Below are 23,105 nucleotides of genomic sequence, written 5' to 3' on the forward strand. Positions count from 1 at the left end.
TCAATGACAATCGTACAGGACAATAGTTCGGACTTCAACCCCCGCAGAAATTAAAAGAGTCCCGCAGAGCGGCTTATAGCCAAACTCTCGGGACTTTTATCTAAAGGCATGAAATAACCGTATGAAATAAATTATTTACCAAGTTGGTGAATCGGATGTCCAAGCGCACCTTCAGCGGCATCCATAATCATTTCCGTCAATGTTGGATGTGCATGAATCGTAAGTGCGATATCTTCCAGGTTAGCGCCCATTTCAACAGCAAGTGCTAACTCACCGATCAAGTTGGAAGCTTCTGGTCCTACGATTTGTCCACCAAGCAATTGACCTGTTTCTTTGTCGCCAACAAGCTTCACGAAGCCTTGTGCCGCGTTCAAAGAGTTCGCACGTCCGTTAGCCGCATAAGGGAATTTACCAATGGTAACATTGATTCCTTGCGCTTTTGCTTCGGTTTCACTTAGACCTACGCCAGCAATCTCCGGATCGGAGAATACGACAGCAGGCATTGCTTTGTAATCAACGATACTTGCGTGACCAGCAATCGCTTCAGCCGCCACTTTTGCCTCATAGGAAGCTTTGTGTGCCAAGGAAAGACCAGGAACAACATCACCAATTGCGAAAATGTGAGGAATGCTCGTTCTACCTTGGTTATCGACTTCGATCAAACCGCGGTCTGTCATTTTCAAGTTAATCAGGTCTAGACCAAGTTCGCCATCTGTGTTCGGACGACGACCAACAGTTACAAGAACGTAATCTGCTGTGACTTGTTTCTCTTCGCCTTTAACTGTGAATGTAACCGTAACATCGTTGTCTGTTTTCGTACAGGATTGTGCTAACGCTTCGGTATGGACCTCTACGCCAACTTTCTCTAAGTTCTTAGCTACCAGCTTCGTTAATTCTTTCTCGAAGCCAGGAAGCACGTGATCAGAGCCTTCCAATACAGTCACTTTCGTACCGAATTTCGCATACGTTTGACCAAGCTCGATCCCGATATAGCCACCACCGATAACGATCATGCTTTTCGGAATTTCAGGCAAGTTCAACGCTTCTGTCGAAGAGATGATTCTTCCGCCGTAAGGGAAAGCTTTCAACTCAATCGGACGGGAGCCTGTTGCGATAATACAGTTTTTGAAACGGTAACGCGGTGCTTCTGCATCATTGAACACACGTGCTTCGTGCTCATTGATAAACATCGCTTCACCTTGGAACGTTTGGATCTTGTTTCCTTTGAGCAAGCCGCTAACGCCGCCTGTTTGTTTAGCAACGATGCTGTTTTTCCAAGCTTGTACCTTCGCAAAGTCCACTTTCACGTTCTCTACGGAGATCCCGATGCTATCAGCATGCTGAGCATGCTCGTACGTATGTGCTGCTGAGATCAAAGCTTTGGATGGGATACAACCGCGGTTCAAACAGACCCCGCCCCAAGCCTCTTTATCAACAATAAGAACGCTTTGTCCAAGCTGTGCTGCGCGAATCGCAGCAACGTAACCGCCAGGACCCGCACCGATAACCAACAAATCTATATCTAAAGAAGCATCTCCTACAACCATGATGTTACACCTCCAAGACGAGAAGCTCTGGATCAGCCAGAAGCTGTTTGATGTAGTTCAAGAAGCTTTGCGCTGTCGCTCCGTCTACGATACGGTGATCGAAACTCAAGGAAAGCGCCATAACGTGTGCGGCAACGATTTGTCCGTTTTTCACAACTGGTTTCTCTGTGATACGGCCTGCACCTAGGATTGCAACTTCAGGGAAGTTGATAACTGGTGTGAAGAACATACCGCCAACGGAACCAATGTTCGTGATGGAAATGGTGCCGCCTTTCATTTCGTTCGGAGACAATTTGCCTTCGCGACCGCGAACAGCCAAATCTTTGATTGAAGAAGCAATCGACCAGACGTTTTTACGATCAGCATCATGGATAACAGGAACGAGCAAGCCGTTGTCTGTATCTGTTGCGATACCGATGTTGTAGTACTTTTTGTAGACGATTTCTTGCTTCTCTTCGTCGATCATCGCGTTCATAACCGGGAATTGACGACAAGCTGCTACCAATGCTTTCACGATGAAAGGAAGGTATGTCAGTTTCACGCCTTTTTTCTCAGCTAGAGGCTTCGTACGCTCACGAAGAGCGACTAGTGCCGACACGTCGATTTCATCCATCAATGTCACGTGCGGAGCCGTGTACACGGATTTCACCATCGCGTTCGCAATGATTTTACGGATGCCCTTGAACGGAATCCGTTCTTCGACGCGATCGCCAACTGCAACCACTTGTGCAGCAGCAGGTGCTGTTGTTGATTCAGAAGCTGCTGGAGCTGCTTCCTCTGTTGCTGCCGGAGCTGCAGCTGCGCCAGCTCCTGTGAAGCCAAGCACGTCCTCGCGTGTTACGCGGCCGTGCTTCCCTGTAGGCGTCACCTCTGCGAGTGTGATGCCTTTCTCTCTTGCAAGCTTGCGTACGCTAGGCGTCGCAAGCACTTCGCGGCCCGCGCCACCTGTAGGCGCGGCTGCTGGTACAGCTGCTGCCGCAGGCGCTGCTGCTGGTGCTGCCACTGCTGCTGGCGCAGGCGCCGCAGCAGGTGGAGTTGCTACAGCCACGGCTGGTGCCGCGTGGCTGGATCCTTGATGCATCGAAGCCGCAGGCATCTCGCCCGTTACTTCAATCGTCATCACAAGCTCACCGATTGTGCAGACTTGTCCATCTTTGACTGCAACGCTGACGATCTTGCCTTCAACCGGACAAGGAACTTCAACGACTGCTTTATCATTCTGTACTTCCATAAGAATCGTTTCGTCAGTTACGGTATCACCCGCTTTAACTAACATTTTCACGATCTCGCCTTCATGTATGCCTTCACCAAGCTCTGGGAACTTGTATTCAAACAATGCCACGTGTACGACCTCCTGTTACCTTCGACTGGGTGAATTAAAATTCAAGTACTTTCTTAATTCCAGCAATAACGCTTGCTGGACTTGGCAACCAAGCATCTTCGATCTGTGCAAATGGATACACCGTATCTGGTGGTGAAATACGTAGAACTGGCGCTTCCAGATGTAGAATCGCTTTTTCATTAATTTGAGCAATAACCTCTGCAGCTACTCCAGATGTTTTTTGCGCTTCTTGAACGATAATCGCACGATTTGTTTTCTTAATGGACGTAACAATGGTATCAATATCCAATGGAAGAAGTGTACGAAGGTCGATAACTTCGACTTTCACGCCTTCTGTTTTTTCGATTTCTTCAGCGGCCTTCATGGAAGTGTGAACCATAGCGCCGTAAGTAATGATTGTAACGTCAGAACCTTCTTTAACAACATTCGCTTTACCAAGCTCGACTGTATATTCGCCTTCTGGTACTTCGCCGCGGAAAGCACGGTATAAGTTCAAATGCTCCATGAAGAAAACAGGGTCATTATCGCGAATAGCTGCAATTAGTAGACCTTTTGCATCGTAAGGATTGGAAGGAACAACAACTTTGATCCCTGGTGTTTGAACAAGTAGACCTTCAAGTGCGTCCGTATGAAGCTCAGCCGCTTTAACCCCGCCGCCAAATGGCGTACGGAATACGATAGGGGAGTTATAACGACCGCCGGAACGGTAACGCATACGAGCTGCTTGCACGCAAATTTGATCAAGTGCTTCATAGATGAAACCTACGAATTGGATTTCAGCGATTGGGCGGAAGCCCTGTACGCCTAAACCAACCGCAAGTCCGCCTATTGCGGACTCAGCAAGAGGCGTATCGAATACGCGCTCTTCGCCGAATTCTTTTTGTAAGCCTTCTGTTGCACGGAACACGCCACCAACGTTACCAACGTCTTCACCGAACAAAATAACATTAGGATCTCTTTCTAATTCTACGCGCATCGCGTCTTTTATCGCTTGAATCATTGTCATTTGTGCCATGACTACTCTGTGCCTCCTAAAGTTAAAACTTGTTTCGAACGTTTACTCTATTTATACAATTCTTTTTGTTCTTCCAAATGTGAAGGCGTAACTTCGAACATGGAGTCGATCAAACCAGCGACTGTCATTTTCTCTGTTTCTTCCGCTTTTTTGATGTGCTCAGCAACAGTAGCTTTCGCTTCTTCCTTCACTTTCGCTTCTTCTTCTTCGCTCCAGAGACCTTTTTTCGTCAAGAACAAACGCATACGTGTAAGCGGATCTCTTGGCTCCCAATCGGACTCTTCGTCTTTGGTACGGTATTTCGTCGTATCATCAGCCAAGGAATGTGGACGGAAACGGTATGTCAATGCTTCGATCAACGTAGCGCCTTCGCCTCTGCGTCCTCTTTCAGCAGCTTCAGTAACAGCTTGAACAACAGCTAGAACGTCCATGCCGTCTACTTGCACGCCTTTGATACCCGCAGCAACGGATTTATGTGCAACAGAAAGTGCTCCTGTTTGTTTCGAATAAGGTGTTGTAATCGCGTAACCATTGTTTTGTACAAAGTAAATGACAGGCAATTTAAATGCGCCTGCAAAGTTCATACCTTCGTAGAAATCGCCTTCGGAGCTTCCGCCGTCACCTGTGTATGTGATTGCTACACGCGGTTGGTTGCGCTTTTTGAAAGCCATCGCTACGCCTGTTGCGTGAAGAATTTGTGCGCCGATAATAATTTGCGGCATTAGTACGTGAACATCTTGCGGAATTTGTCCGCCATGTTGATGACCGCGGGAATACAAGAATGCTTGATAAAGTGGAAGACCGTGCCATACCAATTGCGGCATATCGCGGTAACCTGGGCAAATGAAATCGTCTTTATTTAGGGCAAATTCACTACCAATCATGGATGCTTCTTGACCAGAAACCGGTGCATAGAAACCAAGACGGCCTTGACGACCTAGATTGACTGCTCTTTCATCCCATACGCGTGTAAATACCATTCTTCTCATTAATTCTTTTAATTGTTCATCGCTAAGCTTCGGCATTTTGTCGGGATTTACGACTGTGCCATCTGGAGCAAGAACCTGCAATGGCTCAACCTTTTCTGTGGTCACTTCATAATTTGCTTGGCTGACAAGTGGCTTACTCATACCATTTCACCTCTTATATGATTTTGGTGCCTACTATCTGAACTTCTGTTATAGTATTATTATAATCCTGTTTTGGTGAATTGTACACCAGTAGTGGCGGGGTATCTCACCTTTTTTACTGTTAGTGAATAGTACAGTTTAACAAAATATATAATACAGTTTATAAGGAAACAACAACTGCTATAATACACCTACCCCAATTGAGAAGGAGATCCACGATGCTTGATGACTCCCGTTTGTATAAGCGTACTATTGTAAAAGATGAAGTAACCTCGAGCCTGCTCGGAGAAAATCGTCCCCTGCGGATCTATCTCCCCCCTGGTTATAACGAACTGCTCTCTTATCCCGCTATTTACTGCCAAGATGGTGAACAGTTCTTTAATTTCGGCAGAATTGCTACAACCCTTACTCGATTAATCCTAGATGAGAATCTAGAGCCGGCCATTGTAGTCGGAGTCGATGTGAATAATGCTAATCGAACATCCGAATATGCACCTGAAGGAGAGCGTCATGATGCCTACTGTCAATTCTTCGCAGAGGAGCTTCTCCCTTATGTAGAAAGTCGTTATCCCGTCCGTACGGAGCGATCAGAACGCATTCTTGCAGGAGATTCACTTGGTGGAACAGTTTCCTTGCATCTCGCCTTAGATTATCCTAGCCTTTTTTGCCGAGTTATATCCTTGTCAGGCGCATTTTTCGACATAACGCGTGAAAGAATCAAACAAGAAGATGACTTATCTTGGCTTGAGATTTATATGTTAATCGGCACAGATGAAACTGACGTTACAACAGAGCGCGGCACTTTCGATTTCGTTCGGGAAAATAGACTGACTCATACGTTTTTGCAAGACAAAAATGCCACGCTTCACTATACAGAGAAACCTGGCAAACATATATGGGGTTTTTGGCAAATTGAACTGCCAGCGACGCTTCATTATTTTTTAGGATGAAATGGCATAACGATCCTTCATCAATGTAATCATTTCTTGAATCTGAGAATCGTCGGGATAGCCGGCGATTTCCTCAGCTTGAGCAAGCTGAATGCCCCGCTTGTTCATTACTTGTCGTAATTGCTCAACGAACAACTCCGCAGTTAAAGGCAAGTGCAAACACTCCGCTAAGCTCGACATGCTTTCCTGCGCAACAATCGGATAATCGTGTTTGGTTGCTGCTACGGCAGCCCTCTCATAAAATCCACGAGCTAATGCTGCCTTTTCCTCGCCGCGGCCTTCAACGATTAGAAAAGCTTGTACTGAAATAGCAAGTTGCTGCCTGCGTTGTGCAATACCACAAAATTTACGCCCTCCAATGCTCAGATCGAATTCCCCTGGGCAAAATGAACCGATAATTTCCCCTTGGTCAATTTGATCCGTAATGGAAGCCATCACTTCTCGAATCACCCCGACCATCAGATCGAAATCTTTGCGATGCTCCATATCTCCCGCTTCTTTCGGGAGCAGCAAAGAAATATTAACGACTCCCTTATCTAAGGGTACAGCTGCTCCGCCAGAATTACGTACAGCGGTATCATACCCCTGGCTTCGCAGCCACGCATCTGCAGTCGCTGCGCTTGGCAATCTGCTATCTCTTAATCCCATGACGAACGCACGCGGGTGCCGCCAAATATGTAAGATGGGAGGTGTTCCTTGCCCAATTGCACGGCATAAGAGCTCTTCTAAAGCAAACGCATATAAAATTGGTTGGGATTCGGTATCATTTGAACGATCTAGCAAACGTAAGGTTGAAGGCAGTTGGGTCGCCATAAGGTTAAGTCTCCTGAGTTTAGTATGTGTCATCAGCGTGGGTAGCCAAATAGGCTTAACCTCCATCATACCTGTTATTTGCTGTTTGACAACCCTTGGCTCGCCAAAATATCCATGATCCCCTTAAATAAAGGAATTGCCTTATTACTTTCAGTTGGGTCCGTATTTTTGATCACGACGGATACGGCATAACGAGGAGTTTCTACAGGTCCATAGCCAATGAACCATTGATTCACTTTCTCTTGGTTACCATTTTGAATCTGCGCTGTCCCAGACTTACCTGCCAGCTTCCATTTCGCACCTTGCAGGCCTTGACCTGTCCCTTCTGTAACAACCTCTCTCATCCAACTCAGCAAGGTACGACTCGTTGCAGCTGAAATTTTGCCAGCATCAGAAGTTAGGCTTTTAACAGGAAACGCCTCCATCTCACGCCCCGTTTGATACTGAATTTGTTGCACAACTCTAGGGGTAAAGCCCTTCCCATCATTCAACAATGTCACTACCATATTGGAAGCCTGTAGTGGCGTCATTCTGACATCCCTTTGACCAATCGCCGTTTGCATGAGAACCCCCTCATCGTTCTCTGGGGTATGTGCAGCAAATAGTTGCCCTTTCTCTTCGGAATCAAATTGTTCAAAAGCATCTCTCGTATCTGTTTTCCCTGTCCAGCCTACCTCATTTAGTACACCTAGCTTATTGGCATATTTCTCTAGTTGAGTGGCTGTCAGACGCCGCATGACATTCGCGAACACGATATTACACGATTGCGCATATCCCTCTTCTAAGGTTAAAGGTCCATGACCATCTTTCCGCCAGCAAGTAAAGCCGTACTTCCCGAGCGCGCCTTCACAATCAAACGTTTCCGTAGGCGTCACAACTTTCTCATCCAACGCTGCCGCGGCTACAATTGTTTTGAAAATCGAACCAGGTGCCGTCGCCTTGATTGCATAATTGCTCCAATTATTACTGGCTAGATCTACCTGTAAAGGGTTGTAGTTCGGCCTGCTTGCCATGGCGATGACATCGCCATGTGCTGCTTCTTGCACAACTGCCGCTCCCTCGCGAATATTCAGCTTATCCATTAGCGCTTCGATTTGCTGCTGCACACGGCTGTCTAAGGTCGTAATTAGCTTCACAGGGTAGAAAGAGTTATCCGGTGCGATCATCCGTGCGTCCAATCCCGCTAGAGGCCTCTTTCCCGCATCCGTGAAATAGGATATGGAGGTTTCACCCACACCGCGAAGCCATGCGTCAAATGACTTCTCAAGGCCTGCTCCCCCAATCTTCGAAGTTAGAGCCACTCGCCCTTTTTCCAAATCCGAGCCGTAGATCTGCATCACGCGATCTGGATTTTGACCGATAAAGCCAACTAGCTGACGCGCTGTCATGCCCGTAGGATAGCGGTCTTCCATTTCAACTACCTTAATATTCGCTAAGCCTAATCCATCTATCTCCTTCACTTGCTGGGAACTCAACGAGAGTGCCTTCCCCCCATCTTGCGTCCCCCATACTTGCGGCTCTTTCAAATTATGAGCAAAAGATAACCAACTCTCTTTATTCGTCTTCAAAATACGTGCTAGTTGGCTCACTTCCTGCCCATTCATCGCAAACTCGCTATTGATCGGGAAAGCAACTAATGCTTTCACAATTTGGCCTGTTAATGGCTGCAGATTGCGATCCAGTATCTCGCCCCTTCCACTCTCTAAGACAAGTGCACGTTGCCTTTGAATCACGGAATTTTTCACCAAATTGATTCCTCGTGATGAATAGCTTTCCGTTGCGGCGATTTGGATCCAGAACAGCTTACCGAATATACCTAGAAATAAAAGCAGAATCAAAAAGAGCATCAAAAACATACGTCTCTTCTCCATCGATGATAATTGATTCTCACTCATGGTACGATCCCCTTTTATACGGTTCATAATGACCTTATTGCTTCCAGTATCGGCATTCTAGCATCACATCAAACCAGATCTGTATAACGATAACGAGAAAAACTTCGATCAAAGAGAGTTGAAGGTGCATCCCATCGAATCCAATCGAACAATTGTCACATGCATAGTTTTTGCCTGATCAAGAAAGCGAGTACTAAACATATTTAACTGGAAAATGTACAGCTATTCCCACGAAATTCCCTCGAAATCTCTATTTAACTGTAAAATATGTAGGTAAAATAACCTCTTTCGTTCAGATCGAGTAAAATGGTCAAAATTAACAGCATATTTTCCATCTATTCTTCTTTTGATCGGAAAATCCCAAAATTTAACCACATAAAATCCATCTATTCACCAGGAGCACAGGAGCCACCACTCATCTTCACACGCTTAAATAAAAAAATCCACCCTCCTAAGGGAGAGTGGACTCGTCTTCGCTATTATACTTCGAATTTGGATAATGTATCGGTCAATGATTGGGACAGTTGATCCAGCTTGTCTGACAATTTCACCAAACCATCACTAATGCTCAGCTGTTCGGAGCTTAGGGAAGCAACTTCCTCGGAAGTCGCCAACGATTCCTCAGCAACTGCACTGACATTCGTCATGGCATCCGACAGCACCACTTGTGATTGTTCGAGTGTCGAAATGGAATCACTAACGGTACTCAACTGAACAATAAAGTCACCCATATGATTCGTTACTTGTTTGAAAATCGTATCTGCTTCTTTAACAGCCATAATCTGCTCTTGGAAGATTGGCGTTGCTGTTGAAAGAACTTTAACCGTTTCATCAATCTCACCTTGAATCGTTTCCGTAATTTGCCCAACAACATCGATGGATTGTTTGGACTGATCAGCAAGCTTACGAATTTCATCCGCAACGACCATGAAGCCTTTGCCCGCTGTACCTGCACGTGCTGCTTCAATTGTGGCATTCAAAGACAAGATATTCGTTTGCTTCGAAATGTTATTCAAAAGATCCAAAATTTTACGGATCGAACGTGTACTTTCTTTCAGTTTATCCACTTTATCAACCATGGAGCGGATCATTTCTTCCGTCAGATTCGTTTTGGCAATCAACTCTGACATGTACTTCGTTCCAAGCTCACTGGACGTTTGTACATCCGCCGCTGCAGTTCCCATCTCAAGATTGGCTTCAATAACTTGCTTCATTTGAATGCCGATATGGTGCGTCAGCTCGTTGCCTTTCTCAGACTCCGTCGCCAAACCGCCTGCGCCATTGGAAATCTCATCCGTCGCCACAGCAATCTCTCTTGCCGCTGTTGCCGTAACTTTAGAAGAGTTCGTTAATTCTTGCGCCGTTTCGAATACAGCTTGTGCAGACGTACTCGTTTGCTGTACCAATGTCGTGATCTGCTGCATCATGACGTCAAAGCTTGCACCTAGCTGCCCAATCTCATCCTGAGACTTGTAATTGGCGCGAACTGTCAGCTTACCTTTGGCACCTTGCTGCATCAGGTTACGCAGATTAATAAGTGGACTACCAATCATTCTAGCTACGATGATACCGATAATGACCGCTGCAATCGCTGCAAATAATGCGATCAGAAGCGTGTAGTTGAAAATTTTCTTCGCGTCTTTCACGAGCGCACTGACCGGAATATCACCAACTAAGTTCCAGCCCGATACAGCTGATTTGTAGAAAGCTACTAAATGATCATCTTTCGTGATAAAGGAACCATGTTCTTCTTCAAACTGTTCCTTCGTTAGTTGGATAGAAGATTCTTTGCCAATTTGACTCATATCTTTTAATGCGATATTCATATTTTTCTGATTCGTAATGATGACATTACTGTCATCTCCTAAAGACATACCGCTTAGCTCTTTCGTCAAGATGTCTGTGCTCAGCTCTATAACTAGAACAGCTGTTGACGAGTTCGTTAACGTATTACGCATCAGACGGCTGATCGCAAACGTATTCGAGGAGCTGCTAGAATATCCTTTGGCTTGACTATCTAACCAAGTTACTTTACCTGCGTTTTCTATAGTTGCTTTAAACCACTCTGTCGAAGCTAAATTTTCAGTTGCCGGAGAGCCGCCAGCTCCAGTAATCACAATCAACTTACCATCTGGACGATACAAATGAAGCGTTTTAATTGATTTGTTGGAGAAGGTAATTACGTTTAATTTCTCTGTTAATTGACGTGTAACATCTAGTGCTTCATAGGAGGATGCCTCCATTTTAGGAACCTTATCAAGTAAATCCTGCAATTCTTTATTCAGCATAATTTGTAACGATACATCATCAAAGGTCTGATACAGGAAATCTAATTTCTGACCTGCTTGTGTCACGGTTTGTAAACTGGATTGGGACACCTTATCCTTAATAACACTTTTGGAGACGGAATACGAAATCATCCCTACTACGAGAACGAAAAACAAAATACTAATAAAAAACATCAGAAATAACTTCATACCAACTGATTTTACAGGATTTTCGAGCCTAATGTTGCTCGGTCCTTTGAATGCGTATGTACCATTCGGTGAAGCTGATCCACCACCTGCCGTGTCATTTCGACCCCTTCGAACTTGACCAGTTGCTTGAACTACTTTGTTTAAAATGGAGCGCATACCTTGGAGTCTTTTTGTCATTTCGTTCACCACCATTAGTTTCTAATTAACCTTCTTTTGAATACTTACTCAAATGAAAAGGTTTACATACATTGTTATACATGAATTTCGACATTCATTTCCAATATCCTCTATAAAACGATATAAAAGAATAAAAAAAGCCTCCTCCAATATAACTCACACTGGAGAAAGCTTCCATGGTACTATTTGCCTGTTTTCTTCCGCATCATATCCCATTTTTTTACAGGAAACTCTACTTTTATCTGAACTAGTTGTAAGGGATGTCTAGCTGCAGTTAATTCTTGACCCGCCTCATCTTGAATAACGCCAACTGTTTGTTTAAAATGCGTCCCTTCCGGGCCGAAAAACTCAATTTCTTGGCCAGGCTTGAAATGATTCCTTTGCTGAACAAGAGCAACACCTGTTTCTTCGTTATACCCCATAACCAATCCAACGAAATCGAAGCCAACGACTTTATCTTCTGGTTCAAAAATGTGATCCTCATGACCTGGCGCTTCATAGAAGAATCCATCGTTCAACGGTCGATTCGCCGCTTTATGAATTTCGTCCTGCCACACAGGATTGAGCTTGAAATGCTCAGGATCTTCGAAATAAGCGTCGATCGCCTGACGATAGGCATTCACGACAGTTGCCACATAGTGAATGCTCTTCATTCTGCCTTCGATCTTAAAGCTATCCACACCCGATTCAATCATATCCGCGATATGATCAATCATGCTTAAATCCTTGGAGCCCATGGTGAATGCATCATCATCCTCTGCAAACATAGGGAAATCCGTTGCCAACGGTGCATCAAGCGGCTGATCCTTCGTGAATAGATCATATTTCCAACGGCACGATTGCGAGCAGCCGCCGCGGTTCGAATCACGATCCGTAAAGTGATTCGACAACACACAGCGCCCTGAATACGAACTACACATAGCACCATGAATAAAAGCTTCAATTTCAACATCCACATGCGCCTTGATTTCATCGATTTCCTGCATGCTAACCTCACGCGCCAATACGACGCGTTCGATCCCTTGATCTTTCCAGAATTGGACCGTTTGCCAGTTCATCACCGACTGCTGCGTACTAACGTGAACTTCGAGCTCTGGAGCAACCCGTCGACACGTTTCCATGATGATGGGATCTGCCGCGATGATAGCTGAAATACCAACCTCTTGCAGCCCTCGTAAGTACTCATCTAAGCCTTCAATATCCTCATTATGTGCGTAGATATTCGTTGCTACGAAAACTTTGGCACCATATTGCTTAGCAAATTCGACGCCTTCACGCATTTCCTCTTTGGAGAAATTGTCGGCGTTCGAACGCAAACCATACTTTTGTCCACCGATATATACAGCATCTGCGCCATAATGAATCGCAAATTTGAGCTTTTCCAAATTACCTGCTGGAGCTAGAAGCTCTGGCTTATTAAGTCTTACACGCTTACCCCTGGCTCGTGCTTCTACGGCTGTCGTCATCTAGGAGTGCACCTTCTTTCTTCGATCAATATACCTGTTCTTTATAGAAAAATCCGAAACTTAGCTCACGTTCAGGATCCTGTAGTTCCACAATCGCATCCAGCCACTCTTGCTGAAACTCAAAGCCTTCGGGATTCGCAAGATAAGCATCAATCGCAGCACGATAGCTTCTCACGACCGTTTCATTGTACTGCGATGATTTAAGCAAGCCTTCAATTTTCAAACTATCCACATTTCCGTCGATAAGTTCTGGCAAATTTTCCAGCATACAAAAGTCTTCAGAACTCATAATGTGCGTGCCATTGCAATCCTCGTAAACAGGATAACGTTGGTCGCGTCGTTCGTGTTCAATGAGGAATAGTCCTCGTCCTTTCGAACGGTCCGCTTCCGGCGTTGTTCCTTGATGTGCCATATAATTTTTGACCAGCTCGCGCTTGGAGTGATAAATGTTCGTAATCCCATGCACTTGAACTTCAACAGGAATCTCTGACTTCGCTTTAAAATCAAGCACCTGCTCCATATTCAACTCTCTCGCGAGTACAACGCGAACTGCGCCTTGCTTCCCCCAATAATTCGCGGTTGCATAATTCGTTGAAGTCATTTCCGCATTCCAATGAAGCGGCAGCGACTCAGGCAATTGACGAACCGTCATGAGGACAGCTGGATCTCCGAAAATAATGGCGTCAACACCATTAGTCTGAAGGGCGGCTAAGTACGCTTTTAAACCTTCGAGTGTTTGATTGTCCATAATATTGTTAACCGCGACATACACTTTCGCGTTCCGTTCGTGAGCCCATGCAACGGCTTCCCCGATCTCGTTCAGCTTCACTTCGCCTGGCAGTCGAAGTCCATATCGATCTTCCCCTATAATAACGGCATCTGCACCTGCAAGGATCATTTGTTTCAACTCAGCGATTGAACCACAGCTGATGACTAATTCTGGTTTATTCACGTGCTTACCTACCTTCTGTCAACTTAATTCGTAGCCTTCTTACTATTGGCAATATTCTTCTTATGCTCTTCAAAGGTTTCTGCAAACAAATGACCCATGGTTCCATCCTTCTTCGTCACATAGAAAACATATTTCGTTTCCTCTGGATAGATTGCTGCCTTAATCGAGGCTAGACTAGGACTCGCGATCGGACCTGGAGGCAAGCCTGTATTCAAATACGTATTATACGGACTCTCGATTTGAAGATCCTTTTCCAATAGACGTTCCTTCGACTTATCAAATAAATACTGTACCGTCGCATCGATCTGAAGCGGCATGTTCATTTTCAAGCGGTTCACGATGACCCCAGAAACGAGCGCACGTTCCGTATCAACAACAACCTCCCGCTCGATCAACGAAGCAATCGTCAACATTTGGTGCACGGTGAGATTACGCGCCTTCAACTTGTCCTTCCAGTCAGTTGGAAGCGTCGAAAGCTGCTTATCTAGTTGATCTAAAGAACGTTCGACAAACTCTTTTTCGGTAGAGCCTTTCTTAAACTCGTACGTTTCAGGGAATATATATCCCTCTAGTCGATGTCTGATATTTTTAGTGTCTGGAATAGAAAGCGTCGATTCCGTTTTAAAGCCCGTAGGATCATCGACAAGCCCCAGAAACGTTTCTTTCTTCCAAGTGCTCTGCTCGCTCACTTTCGCGGCGATCTGCTCAATTGTATAGCCCTCAGGAATCGTGATGCGAATCATTTCTTCCTTTACGACATCTCCCTTGTTGAGCTTATCAATCATCGCTTCAAATGTCATGCCTGGCTTCATCGCATATTCTCCAGCTTGAAATTTGGAGCCCTGTTTTTTAAATTTTAAATAGTAGGTGAAAATGGAAGAATTCTTAATGAGTCCTTTTGCCTCTAATTCATCTGCGATCTTGATCGAGCTGGAGCCTTGCGGAATAGATACACGGACCTCTTGATCAGAAGCATCAACTGGCTGCAGCGCACTCGCAATAAACAATCCAATGCCGCCTGCTGTGCCGAGAACAAGCAATACTACAATACTAAAGCTAAGCAATACCCATTTCAACACTTTACGCTTAGGCTTCTGCAATTCTTCTAGCTCATCATCCATATTCACAACGCTTCGATTCCTCCTAAGAATGTCCCTCATCAAGCCTTTGGCAGTAGCTTACCTTACTAGCATTAACCATATGCACAACAAAACCGAGCGGATATCATCCGCTCGGTTATCTACTTCTCACAAGTCATCTTGCTCAGGGAAAACCATCTCGTCATATAACTCGGAAACCGTTTCCCACTCATCATCATCGTCAATGGTAACTAGTTCATATTCACCGTCAGCATTGGAAATGACACGAAAGAGAGCAACTTCCTCTTCTTTCTTCAAAGCTTCCGATTGCATAACAGCATAGGTTTGGTTCTCATAGACGAATTCTTTCAGAAGTTGATATACCGTCGACTCACTTTGGTCGTCAGACAACAGGATATCATCCCCGTAAATTTTGCGCAATACATCAGAAGGTGTTGTCAAACTCATGCTTCTTCTTCCTCATCGAACTCCGCCATTAAGGTGTTGAACGTTTCTTCCACAATGTTCCATTCTTCTTCGTCGTCAATGGTGAAAAGCTTCAAATCCTCACCGTCGTCGTCTTCTTCGTAACGGAATGCATACACTTCGTCGGATTCTTCATCTCCGCCGTCTGTAGGCACAACCATCATATATTTCTTATCTGAACCGTCCACTTCGAATTTCATGATAACCTCGAACTCTTCTTCGTTGCCTTCATCGTCCGGGATGTAAATGATTTCTGGTTCTTCTTCACGCAATTCTTCTTTGGACACGTTCAATCACCTCTTCATATTGGCATCCATATACCCTTGTAGAATAAGCTGTGCAGCCATCTTGTCAATGACTAACTTCCGTTTCTTCCGGCTTACGTCCGCTTCAAGAAGCGTCCGAGTCGCAGCTACGGTTGTTAAGCGCTCATCCCATAGGTGTACTGGTACACTGATCTTTTGCTCTAATTCTTGCGAAAAGGCAATCGCAATCTCGCCGCGGGGTCCAATCGTATTATTCATATTCTTGGGCAACCCCACAACAACTTGCGATACGCCATATTCATTAACAATCTGTATAAGCCGTTCAATGTCTTCTCCCGGCTTATTGCGGCGAATCACTTCAAGCCCTTGGGCTGTCCATCCAAGCTCATCGCTTAATGCGACACCAATGGTTTTATCCCCATAATCCAAGCCCATCCATCTCATGCTGGTTCTCTTTTCTTCTATTTGTGTTGACCCAGATAAGCACGAACTAATTCTTCAATCAGTTCATCCCGTTCCCGTTTACGAATGAGGCTTCTCGCATTATTGTGACGCGGAATGTAGGCAGGATCCCCCGAAAGCAAGTAACCAACAATCTGGTTAATCGGATTATACCCTTTTTCCTGAAGAGCATCATACACCGCCAGCAATACATCCTTCGGCGAAGTTTCGATCTCTTCTGCCTTCACATTGAACTTCATCGTTTTGTCCATGGAACTCATCAGGAGCACCCCACTTCCTTGTGACCTTTGTAAAATAATTGAAAAAACTTGCGTTATACATGTGATATATTCTCTATGGTTTTAAAAATTCCTGTCCATTTGAAAAATAATTATACAAATTGGGAAAGCAGCCCCTCGACACTAGCTAAAGCCGCTTGCAATTTAGATGCATCCTTACCGCCAGCTTGCGCCATGTCTGGACGACCGCCACCGCTGCCGCCAACGGCCCCAGCGACTTCTTTAATAATTTTACCCGCATGGAAGCCTTTGGAAACCAGATCAGGTGTTACTGCAGCCACTAAATTGACTTTATCTTCTGTAGCAGCGCCAAGAACGATAACAGCCGAACCCAACTTCCCTTTCATTTCATCAACGATGTTACGAAGAGAATCCATATCAGCCGCATTGACTTGCGCTGCTAGAACGGCAACACCGGCAACTTGTTTCACTTGATCCGTAAGCGAGCCAGCCTCAATACGACCAAGCTTACCACGAAGTGACTCATTCTCGCGCCCGAGCTCTTTCAATTGCTGCAAGGTAGCATCAACGCGTTTCGGAACATCCGTGATGTTCGATTTCAGCAAGCCAGCTGCTTCTTTTAACAGTTGCAGTTGACCATCTAAATATTCGTATGCGCTGCGTCCAGAAACGGCTTCAATCCGACGTACGCCGGAGCCAATTCCTGATTCACTTACAATTTTGAACAAGCCGATTTGACCTGTATTTTGAACGTGACAGCCTCCACAGAGCTCTAAGGAATAATCGCCGACTTGTACTACGCGAACGATATCGCCATATTTCTCACCGAACAGCGCCATAGCGCCCATTGCTTTCGCATCTGCGATCGCTTTGAGAGAGATATCTACATTCGTGCTATTCCAAATTTGTTGATTCACACGTTGTTCTACGTCTTGCAGCTCTTCACTAGTGATAGAGCCAAAATGAGAGAAGTCAAACCGCAAGCGATCTGGTTCAACGAGGGACCCCGCTTGATTAACATGCGTGCCCAACACTTCCTTAAGTGCTTTGTGCAGCAAGTGAGTCGCCGTATGGTTCTTAATGATATCCGTACGTGGTGCAGATGCTACTATCGCCTCTACCGAGTCACCTTTGCGAAGTACGCCAGATTCAACAATAACCTTGTGTACATGTTGGCCATGCGGCGCTTTCATCACATCAACAACCTGCAGCGTTACTTGATCGTTACGAATCGTACCATGATCACTAACTTGACCACCGCTCTCTGCATAGAAAGGCGTACGATCTAGAACAACCTGACAAGTCTCACCAACACCAACAAGCTCCACGAACTCATTCTCATGCACAATCGCTTCGATATTAGCAGTAACTACCAATTCATTATATCCAACAAATTCGCTTTTAATCGTTAATTCGGACAGGGGTCCGCCTTGAACCTTCATGCCGCCTTCTTTGTTGCTAGCTGCTCGGGCGCGATCACGCTGCTCCTTCATCGAAGCATCAAAGCCCGCACGATCAACGGTTAATCCCTTCTCCGACGCAAAGTCCTCCGTCAAATCGAATGGGAAGCCATACGTGTCATAAAGTTTGAAAGCATCAGGTCCGCTGATTTGATTCGTGCCTGCTTGCTGTGTTTTCTGAACCATCTCGGCAAGAATGATCAACCCGTCGCTCAGCGTCTCATGGAAACGCTCCTCTTCGGTACGGATCACTTTCTCGATGAACTCACGCTTATCTACAACCTCTGGATAGTAAACACCCATGATGTCACCAACCGTTGGCACTAGTTTGAATAAGAACGGTTTATCCAGCCCAAGTACTTTCCCGTAGCGTACTGCCCGGCGCAGCAAACGGCGAATGATATAGCCGCGACCTTCATTGGAAGGAAGAACGCCATCTCCAACGGAGAAAGCTACTGTACGGATATGGTCAGCGATGACTTTAAGTGCCACATCATGATCTTCATTCGCGTGGTAAGCAACGCCTGTAAGCTCACACGTTTTCTCAATGATCGGCAAGAACAGGTCGGTATCGAAGTTCGAGTCAACATCCTGAAGAATGGAAGCGAAACGCTCCAATCCTGCGCCTGTATCAATATTTTTATTAGGCAGCGGTGTGTAGCTGCCATCGGAATTATGATTGAACTGTGTGAATACCAAATTCCACACTTCGAGGAAGCGCTCATTTTCCCCACCTGGCCAGCATTCCGGATCCGACAAGTCACCGTATTTATCGCCGCGATCGTAGAAAATTTCCGTACAAGGACCACAAGGACCTTCACCAATATCCCAGAAATTATCTTCTTTCAACTTATAAATACGCTCTTCTGGAATGCCAATCTGTTTGTTCCAAATATCAAAAGCTTCCTCATCATCTTCATGAACGGTTACCGAGATTCGATTCGGATCAAAGCCGATCCATTGCGGATCCGTTAGGAACTCCCACGCCCATGGAATAACTTCTTTCTTGAAATAATCACCAATAGAGAAGTTGCCTAGCATTTCAAAAAATGTATGGTGACGACGCGTTTTACCTACATTCTCAATATCATTCGTACGGATACATTTCTGAGCATTCGTAATCCGTGGATTCTCTGGGATTTCACGTCCATCCAGGTAGGGCTTTAAGGGTGCAATCCCTGCATTAATCCACAATAAAGTTGGATCGTTGTGCGGGACTAACGAGGAGCTCGGCTCAACCTTATGCCCTTTACTTGCGAAAAATTGCAACCACTTCGAACGAATTTCACTTGCTTTCATCTCTGTGAGCCTCCATATTTAGGATAAGATTACAAAAAACAAAAAACGCCCCTGCAGCTAACAGGGACGAATCATCGCGGTACCACCCTGGTTATTGGTTTCGTGCTCCCTTTGCCTACGGCGTAGAGCGAATCCAATCTCCTTGTGCGGATCTGTAACGGGTCCAACCGGTGGAGTTCATCCACGCTCCGAAACGAGCTTTGGGCCATCCTAGCATCGCAAGGTTCTTCCAGCCGATCTTCGCAGCTTTCGCTGCCAAGCGGAACCTCTTCTCTGACGATGAGCTATGGCTTACTAAGTTTCATCAACGCTTTAATTCACATATAGATAAGGCAAATTATAACTTTATGGAAGGGGCCTGTCAATATGAGGGCATTATACTGTAGAATGTAGAAATAAGGAGGTGCTTAACATGGACATTTCAACACTTACTTTGCTTGGGCTCATCTTCCCCATATTCGTCTTAATCATTTACATTATGGCGAAAACAGTCATTAGGAAGCAGATTCCGGACAGCCGTTACAACCCGTTTGACTACATTACGGGGCAATCGCATGTCGAATTCCAAGAACAAAAGGAACAAAAAGAGGAAGATGACAGCCAAGGTGATGATAAAGATAAGCATCTTAAGTAGTCCTTTGCTTCGTTTAATTTCATCACAAATTCACCGTTGACAATGATTCTCAATAGAAGTATACTAAGTTTATTGATAATGATTTTCATTGTCAGAGGCAACAACTAACAGCAAGTTTATTACTCACTTATTCCGTAGTCCATTTCATGGTTTACGTATGGGCCACAACCTTTTCTAACTCCTCAACCCTCGTGCAAAACCCTTTGAACCATGATCCCGCAAGTCATGGCTCAAGGGGTTTTGTGCGTCTTTTGGCCTGTTTCCTGATCAGCATGCCTAAGTTGTTTGCTTATGAACGAAGTGGATGAACACATGCTGGACGATAACTTTCATTACGGCGAAGAAGGGTACTGCCAAGATCAATCCCACAACTCCAGCTACTTCGCCACCAACAAGCAAGGCGAAAATGATAAATAGCGGATGCATGTGCAGCGTTTTCCCTACGACTTGTGGCGATATCACATTTCCCTCGAGAATCTGCACGGTCAAATTGACAAGTGCGACGAACAGCACCATTTTCAACGAGACGGTTGAAGCCATAATAATGGCCGGTGCCGCGCCAAAAAAAGGCCCCATATACGGGATGATATTGAAGATCGCGACTACGCTTGCAAGCAATAACGGGTACGGCATTCCGATCAGCCAGTAGCCCAAATACGCTAGCACGCCAATAATCAAGCACACGAGGAGCTGCCCTCGTATATAGTTGCCCAGCGCCGTATCAATGTCCATGAGCAGGGAGACGGTTTTTTTGCGATGCTTCATCGGTACAATGGCTAGCGCGGTTTTCTCGATAATCTGAAAATCCTTCAAGATGTAGAAAGCCAGAAACGGCACGATGAAAGCTATAAACAGCATATTGATCGTCGTCCCAATTTGATTCATGTAATTCGCAACCGCCATAGAAATCTTCGTTTCCAACTTCCCTATGGAATGATTAAAGCCATTTCGAACACTGTCAGGCAGCAGTTGATTCTGATTGAAGCCATCAACAAGGGACTGTGCTTTCATCGCCATTTGTGGCATATGTTCATTTAATTCAGCCGCTTGCTCCACAAACATGGGAGTCATATTCATAATAATGACCGTCACTGATGTGATAAACACACCATAAATCAGCAATACGGCAATTGTTCGCGGCATTTTGCGTTTATTCAGAATCGTGACCACAGGATTTAATATATACGAGATAATTATCGCTATAAAAAACGGCATCACGATGGCTTTAATGAATGTGAACATGTGAAACAAGATAGGTTTAATCAGCAAAAGCAAATATAACCCGACTAAGATTAATAAGGCATATATCATCCCCACAAACCATTTATTACTCCAAAATCGTTCCATGCTGCCTCCACCTCTGTCATATGAATTCAATGTAACGTTCATACAGTATGTGTACTAGTTGTCCAATTTAATCCTGACTTAGCATCTCATGACAAAAAAGCGTTATTGTTCAAGCGATTCCTCGCCTGACCAATAACGCTTCAACTTGTTAACTTTAGTTCACGTGCTCGTGGATATGAGAAACTTCTTCCTCAAAAAACAAATCATCCAGCGAACTTAACGTACCATCTTCCTCAACTTGATAGACGGACATCTTATCTCCGTTTACGCTGAGTTCAATGAAACAACCCCAACAGTAAAATTGATGGGAACCGATCTTTCCAATATCTTTGGAATTACAGTTTGGACAACGCATCATGCTCACCCTATTCTTCTTTGGATACGAAGAGTTCTTCTACTTCCTGAGCGCAATGTCCAGGCACGATGATTGCATCTTCCCCCATCGTTGCCGATTCTGGCATGGGAAGCCACTTTCGCCCTTCTTTTAAATCAGAAATAAACCCTTCGGACAATTCATAACCTACTATTTGTTTACCCCAATTCTGGTTTAAATAAACATCTTCTACCACGCCTAATTCGTGCCCTCCCACTGTGATGACCGGGAGTCCCTTAATCTTGTCGCTTCCCTCAAGAAAAGCATGGCACTCATTCTTCTGCCCAAATTCGCAAATGACACTATCGTTCGGTATGGTTATAGCATCCTCTCCGGCAGAAACGATTCCATCCCATGAAATATATCGTAAGGACGAGAACCATGTCTTCGCTTCGAGTATAATGCCGCTTATGTTCCACGTTGGGTCAATCAATAAATCCTTTACTTCACCAACTTGCTTGCCCGACTCAACGGTTACAACGGGAAGTCCTATTAATTCATGCGCTCTGCGCAAGCGTAACGCCTCCTAGAACCACCCAGTACTACTTATTACGCAACCGCTGGATAATGGTTGCAACTTTCTGGGCAGCCGTTTCGATTTGTTCTTTAGAATTCCCCATTCCAAAGCTAAATCGCACAGCGGAGTGTGTCACATTTTCTGGAAGTTTCATGGCCTGTAAGACATGTGAAACTTCAAGTGAGCCAGACGTGCATGCGGAGCCGCTTGCAGCAGCTACCCCTTCTAAATCAAGGTTCATTAAGAGCGTTTCTGTAGAAACACCTGGAAAAGAAATGTTTAGAATGTGCGGGACATGCCAAGCCTTATGCCCGTTAATCACAAACCCCTCACAGCCCAATTGCTGTTCTAAGATGGAAATCATGTGTTCGCGAAGCCTACTAGCTTGTGTGTAGTTGCGTTCTTGGAGCGGAAGAATGGTTTCAACTGCTTTAGCGAAGCCGGCAATGGCGGGGATATTTTCAGTTCCAGCTCTTCGCTTGCGTTCTTGTGAACCACCGAATACGTGAGGAAGCAGTTTCGTATGCTTGGAAACGTAGAGGGCACCTGCGCCTTTGGGGCCATAAATTTTGTGGGCAGACAAACTCACGAGATCGACCGGCAGTTCGGCAAGATTCAGGGAAATCTTCCCTAAAGCTTGCACCGCATCGACATGAAAGGTAATGCCAAGTTTACGTGCTAACCGACCAATTTGCTCAATGGGTTGGATAGTCCCTACTTCATTGTTCACATACATCATAGAGATTAAAGCTGTATCGGGACGAATAGCTGCTTCCACATCTTCTATTTGAATAAGTCCATCTGAACCTACTGGGACGTATGTGACTTCAAATCCAAGGCTTTCCAATCGTTCACAGGGATGAAGCACAGCATGATGCTCGATCGCACTCGTCACGATATGCTTTCTGCCAGCTTGATCCCCATGCATGATCCCAAAGATCGCCATGTTATTGCTTTCTGTTCCGCCGCTTGTAAAGATAAGCTCACCAGGCATACAGCCTAAAGATTTCGCCATACCGTCACGGAAGCGATTCAACGCAGTTCTTGCCGCACGGCCGAAGCTATGCGTACTGGATGGATTACCATAATTTGCTGTATAGAAAGGCAACATAGCCTCCCATACATCAGCATGTACGGGCGTTGTTGCAGCATGATCAAGATAAATAGGTTCCATGTGTC

22 protein-coding genes are annotated in these 23,105 nt (G+C 45.2%); 2 read left to right on the forward strand and 20 right to left on the reverse strand.

Annotation, left to right across the window (positions count from 1 at the left end):
- Positions 1-131: 131 nt before the first annotated feature.
- The 4 genes from lpdA to pdhA are packed head-to-tail and all read right to left on the reverse strand — an operon-like array spanning position 132 to position 5,034.
- Entirely contained in the window at positions 132-1,547 is a 1,416-nt protein-coding gene (lpdA, locus tag GC096_RS17930; RefSeq protein WP_171632058.1) for a dihydrolipoyl dehydrogenase, read from the reverse strand.
- A gap of 4 nt (positions 1,548-1,551) precedes the next feature.
- On the reverse strand, positions 1,552-2,889 hold the full coding sequence (locus GC096_RS17935; RefSeq protein ID WP_171632060.1) for a dihydrolipoamide acetyltransferase family protein: 1,338 nt from the start codon (positions 2,887-2,889) through the stop codon (positions 1,552-1,554).
- Between the two features lie 34 nt (positions 2,890-2,923).
- On the reverse strand, positions 2,924-3,904 hold the full coding sequence (locus GC096_RS17940) for an alpha-ketoacid dehydrogenase subunit beta (RefSeq protein WP_057311951.1): 981 nt from the start codon (positions 3,902-3,904) through the stop codon (positions 2,924-2,926).
- Positions 3,905-3,951: 47 nt separating this feature from the next.
- Positions 3,952-5,034, reverse strand: a complete 1,083-nt coding sequence (pdhA, locus tag GC096_RS17945; protein WP_068665588.1) for a pyruvate dehydrogenase (acetyl-transferring) E1 component subunit alpha — start codon at positions 5,032-5,034, stop codon at positions 3,952-3,954.
- 218 nt (positions 5,035-5,252) lie between these two features.
- Here pdhA and GC096_RS17950 point away from each other — a divergent pair, with 218 nt between their 5' ends.
- Positions 5,253-5,984 (forward strand): alpha/beta hydrolase, encoded by a 732-nt coding sequence (locus GC096_RS17950; RefSeq protein WP_171632061.1) that lies wholly within the window; start codon positions 5,253-5,255, stop codon positions 5,982-5,984.
- Here GC096_RS17950 and GC096_RS17955 read toward each other — a convergent pair.
- The 12 genes from GC096_RS17955 to GC096_RS18010 all read right to left on the reverse strand — a co-directional run bounded on the left by GC096_RS17955 (position 5,976) and on the right by GC096_RS18010 (position 19,314).
- The gene (locus GC096_RS17955; RefSeq protein WP_246302817.1) at positions 5,976-6,797 is read right to left on the reverse strand and encodes a lipoate--protein ligase family protein; all 822 of its coding nucleotides are present in this window, start codon (positions 6,795-6,797) and stop codon (positions 5,976-5,978) included. The two genes, GC096_RS17950 and GC096_RS17955, sit on opposite strands and share 9 nt — an antisense overlap.
- A 74-nt stretch (positions 6,798-6,871) precedes the next feature.
- Positions 6,872-8,692, reverse strand: coding sequence for a peptidoglycan D,D-transpeptidase FtsI family protein (locus GC096_RS17960; RefSeq protein ID WP_171632064.1), 1,821 nt, complete (start codon positions 8,690-8,692; stop codon positions 6,872-6,874).
- A 479-nt stretch (positions 8,693-9,171) separates the two neighbouring features.
- Positions 9,172-11,346, reverse strand: coding sequence for a methyl-accepting chemotaxis protein (locus GC096_RS17965; RefSeq protein WP_246302818.1), 2,175 nt, complete (start codon positions 11,344-11,346; stop codon positions 9,172-9,174).
- A 182-nt stretch (positions 11,347-11,528) separates the two neighbouring features.
- Positions 11,529-12,812 (reverse strand): peptidase U32 family protein, encoded by a 1,284-nt coding sequence (locus tag GC096_RS17970; RefSeq protein WP_171632065.1) that lies wholly within the window; start codon positions 12,810-12,812, stop codon positions 11,529-11,531.
- A gap of 25 nt (positions 12,813-12,837) precedes the next feature.
- On the reverse strand, positions 12,838-13,764 hold the full coding sequence (locus GC096_RS17975; RefSeq protein ID WP_312886296.1) for a peptidase U32 family protein: 927 nt from the start codon (positions 13,762-13,764) through the stop codon (positions 12,838-12,840).
- A gap of 23 nt (positions 13,765-13,787) precedes the next feature.
- Positions 13,788-14,885: an endolytic transglycosylase MltG gene (gene mltG, locus GC096_RS17980; protein WP_171632145.1), complete on the reverse strand. Its 1,098-nt coding sequence runs from the start codon at positions 14,883-14,885 to the stop codon at positions 13,788-13,790.
- A 126-nt stretch (positions 14,886-15,011) separates the two neighbouring features.
- The gene (locus GC096_RS17985; RefSeq protein ID WP_171632067.1) at positions 15,012-15,311 is read right to left on the reverse strand and encodes a DUF1292 domain-containing protein; all 300 of its coding nucleotides are present in this window, start codon (positions 15,309-15,311) and stop codon (positions 15,012-15,014) included.
- Complete coding sequence (locus tag GC096_RS17990) at positions 15,308-15,616, reverse strand: DUF1292 domain-containing protein (protein ID WP_056610485.1); 309 nt, start codon at positions 15,614-15,616, stop codon at positions 15,308-15,310. The genes GC096_RS17985 and GC096_RS17990 overlap by 4 nt, the downstream gene beginning before the upstream one ends.
- 6 nt (positions 15,617-15,622) lie before the next feature.
- Positions 15,623-16,039 (reverse strand): Holliday junction resolvase RuvX, encoded by a 417-nt coding sequence (gene ruvX / locus GC096_RS17995; RefSeq protein WP_056610483.1) that lies wholly within the window; start codon positions 16,037-16,039, stop codon positions 15,623-15,625.
- Positions 16,040-16,056: 17 nt separating this feature from the next.
- Positions 16,057-16,317 carry an IreB family regulatory phosphoprotein gene (locus tag GC096_RS18000; protein WP_028555746.1) on the reverse strand — a complete coding sequence of 87 codons (261 nt, stop codon included), beginning with the start codon at positions 16,315-16,317 and terminating at the stop codon, positions 16,057-16,059.
- A gap of 110 nt (positions 16,318-16,427) precedes the next feature.
- Positions 16,428-19,055, reverse strand: coding sequence for an alanine--tRNA ligase (gene alaS, locus GC096_RS18005; RefSeq protein WP_171632068.1), 2,628 nt, complete (start codon positions 19,053-19,055; stop codon positions 16,428-16,430).
- Positions 19,056-19,170: 115 nt separating this feature from the next.
- Positions 19,171-19,314: a hypothetical protein gene (locus GC096_RS18010; protein ID WP_171632070.1), complete on the reverse strand. Its 144-nt coding sequence runs from the start codon at positions 19,312-19,314 to the stop codon at positions 19,171-19,173.
- A gap of 153 nt (positions 19,315-19,467) precedes the next feature.
- On the opposite strand from GC096_RS18010, the gene GC096_RS18015 reads away from it, so the two are divergent.
- The gene (locus tag GC096_RS18015) at positions 19,468-19,689 is read left to right on the forward strand and encodes a DUF3951 domain-containing protein (protein WP_171632072.1); all 222 of its coding nucleotides are present in this window, start codon (positions 19,468-19,470) and stop codon (positions 19,687-19,689) included.
- Positions 19,690-19,965: 276 nt separating this feature from the next.
- Here the strand turns inward: GC096_RS18015 and GC096_RS18020 are convergent, their stop codons facing one another.
- From GC096_RS18020 to GC096_RS18035, 4 genes are all read right to left on the reverse strand, one after another.
- Positions 19,966-21,036: an AI-2E family transporter gene (locus tag GC096_RS18020; RefSeq protein ID WP_171632073.1), complete on the reverse strand. Its 1,071-nt coding sequence runs from the start codon at positions 21,034-21,036 to the stop codon at positions 19,966-19,968.
- Between the two features lie 154 nt (positions 21,037-21,190).
- Entirely contained in the window at positions 21,191-21,394 is a 204-nt protein-coding gene (locus GC096_RS18025; protein WP_028555750.1) for a YrzR-like zinc ribbon domain, read from the reverse strand.
- Between the two features lie 7 nt (positions 21,395-21,401).
- A complete protein-coding gene (locus GC096_RS18030) occupies positions 21,402-21,923 on the reverse strand; it encodes a PRC-barrel domain-containing protein (protein WP_171632075.1) in 522 nt (173 codons plus the stop codon).
- A 28-nt stretch (positions 21,924-21,951) separates the two neighbouring features.
- On the reverse strand, positions 21,952-23,100 hold the full coding sequence (locus GC096_RS18035) for a cysteine desulfurase family protein (protein ID WP_171632076.1): 1,149 nt from the start codon (positions 23,098-23,100) through the stop codon (positions 21,952-21,954).
- Positions 23,101-23,105 lie beyond the last annotated feature (5 nt).

The sequence above is a fragment of the Paenibacillus plantarum genome, assembly GCF_013141695.1.
Taxonomy (GTDB): domain Bacteria; phylum Bacillota; class Bacilli; order Paenibacillales; family NBRC-103111; genus Paenibacillus_E; species Paenibacillus_E plantarum.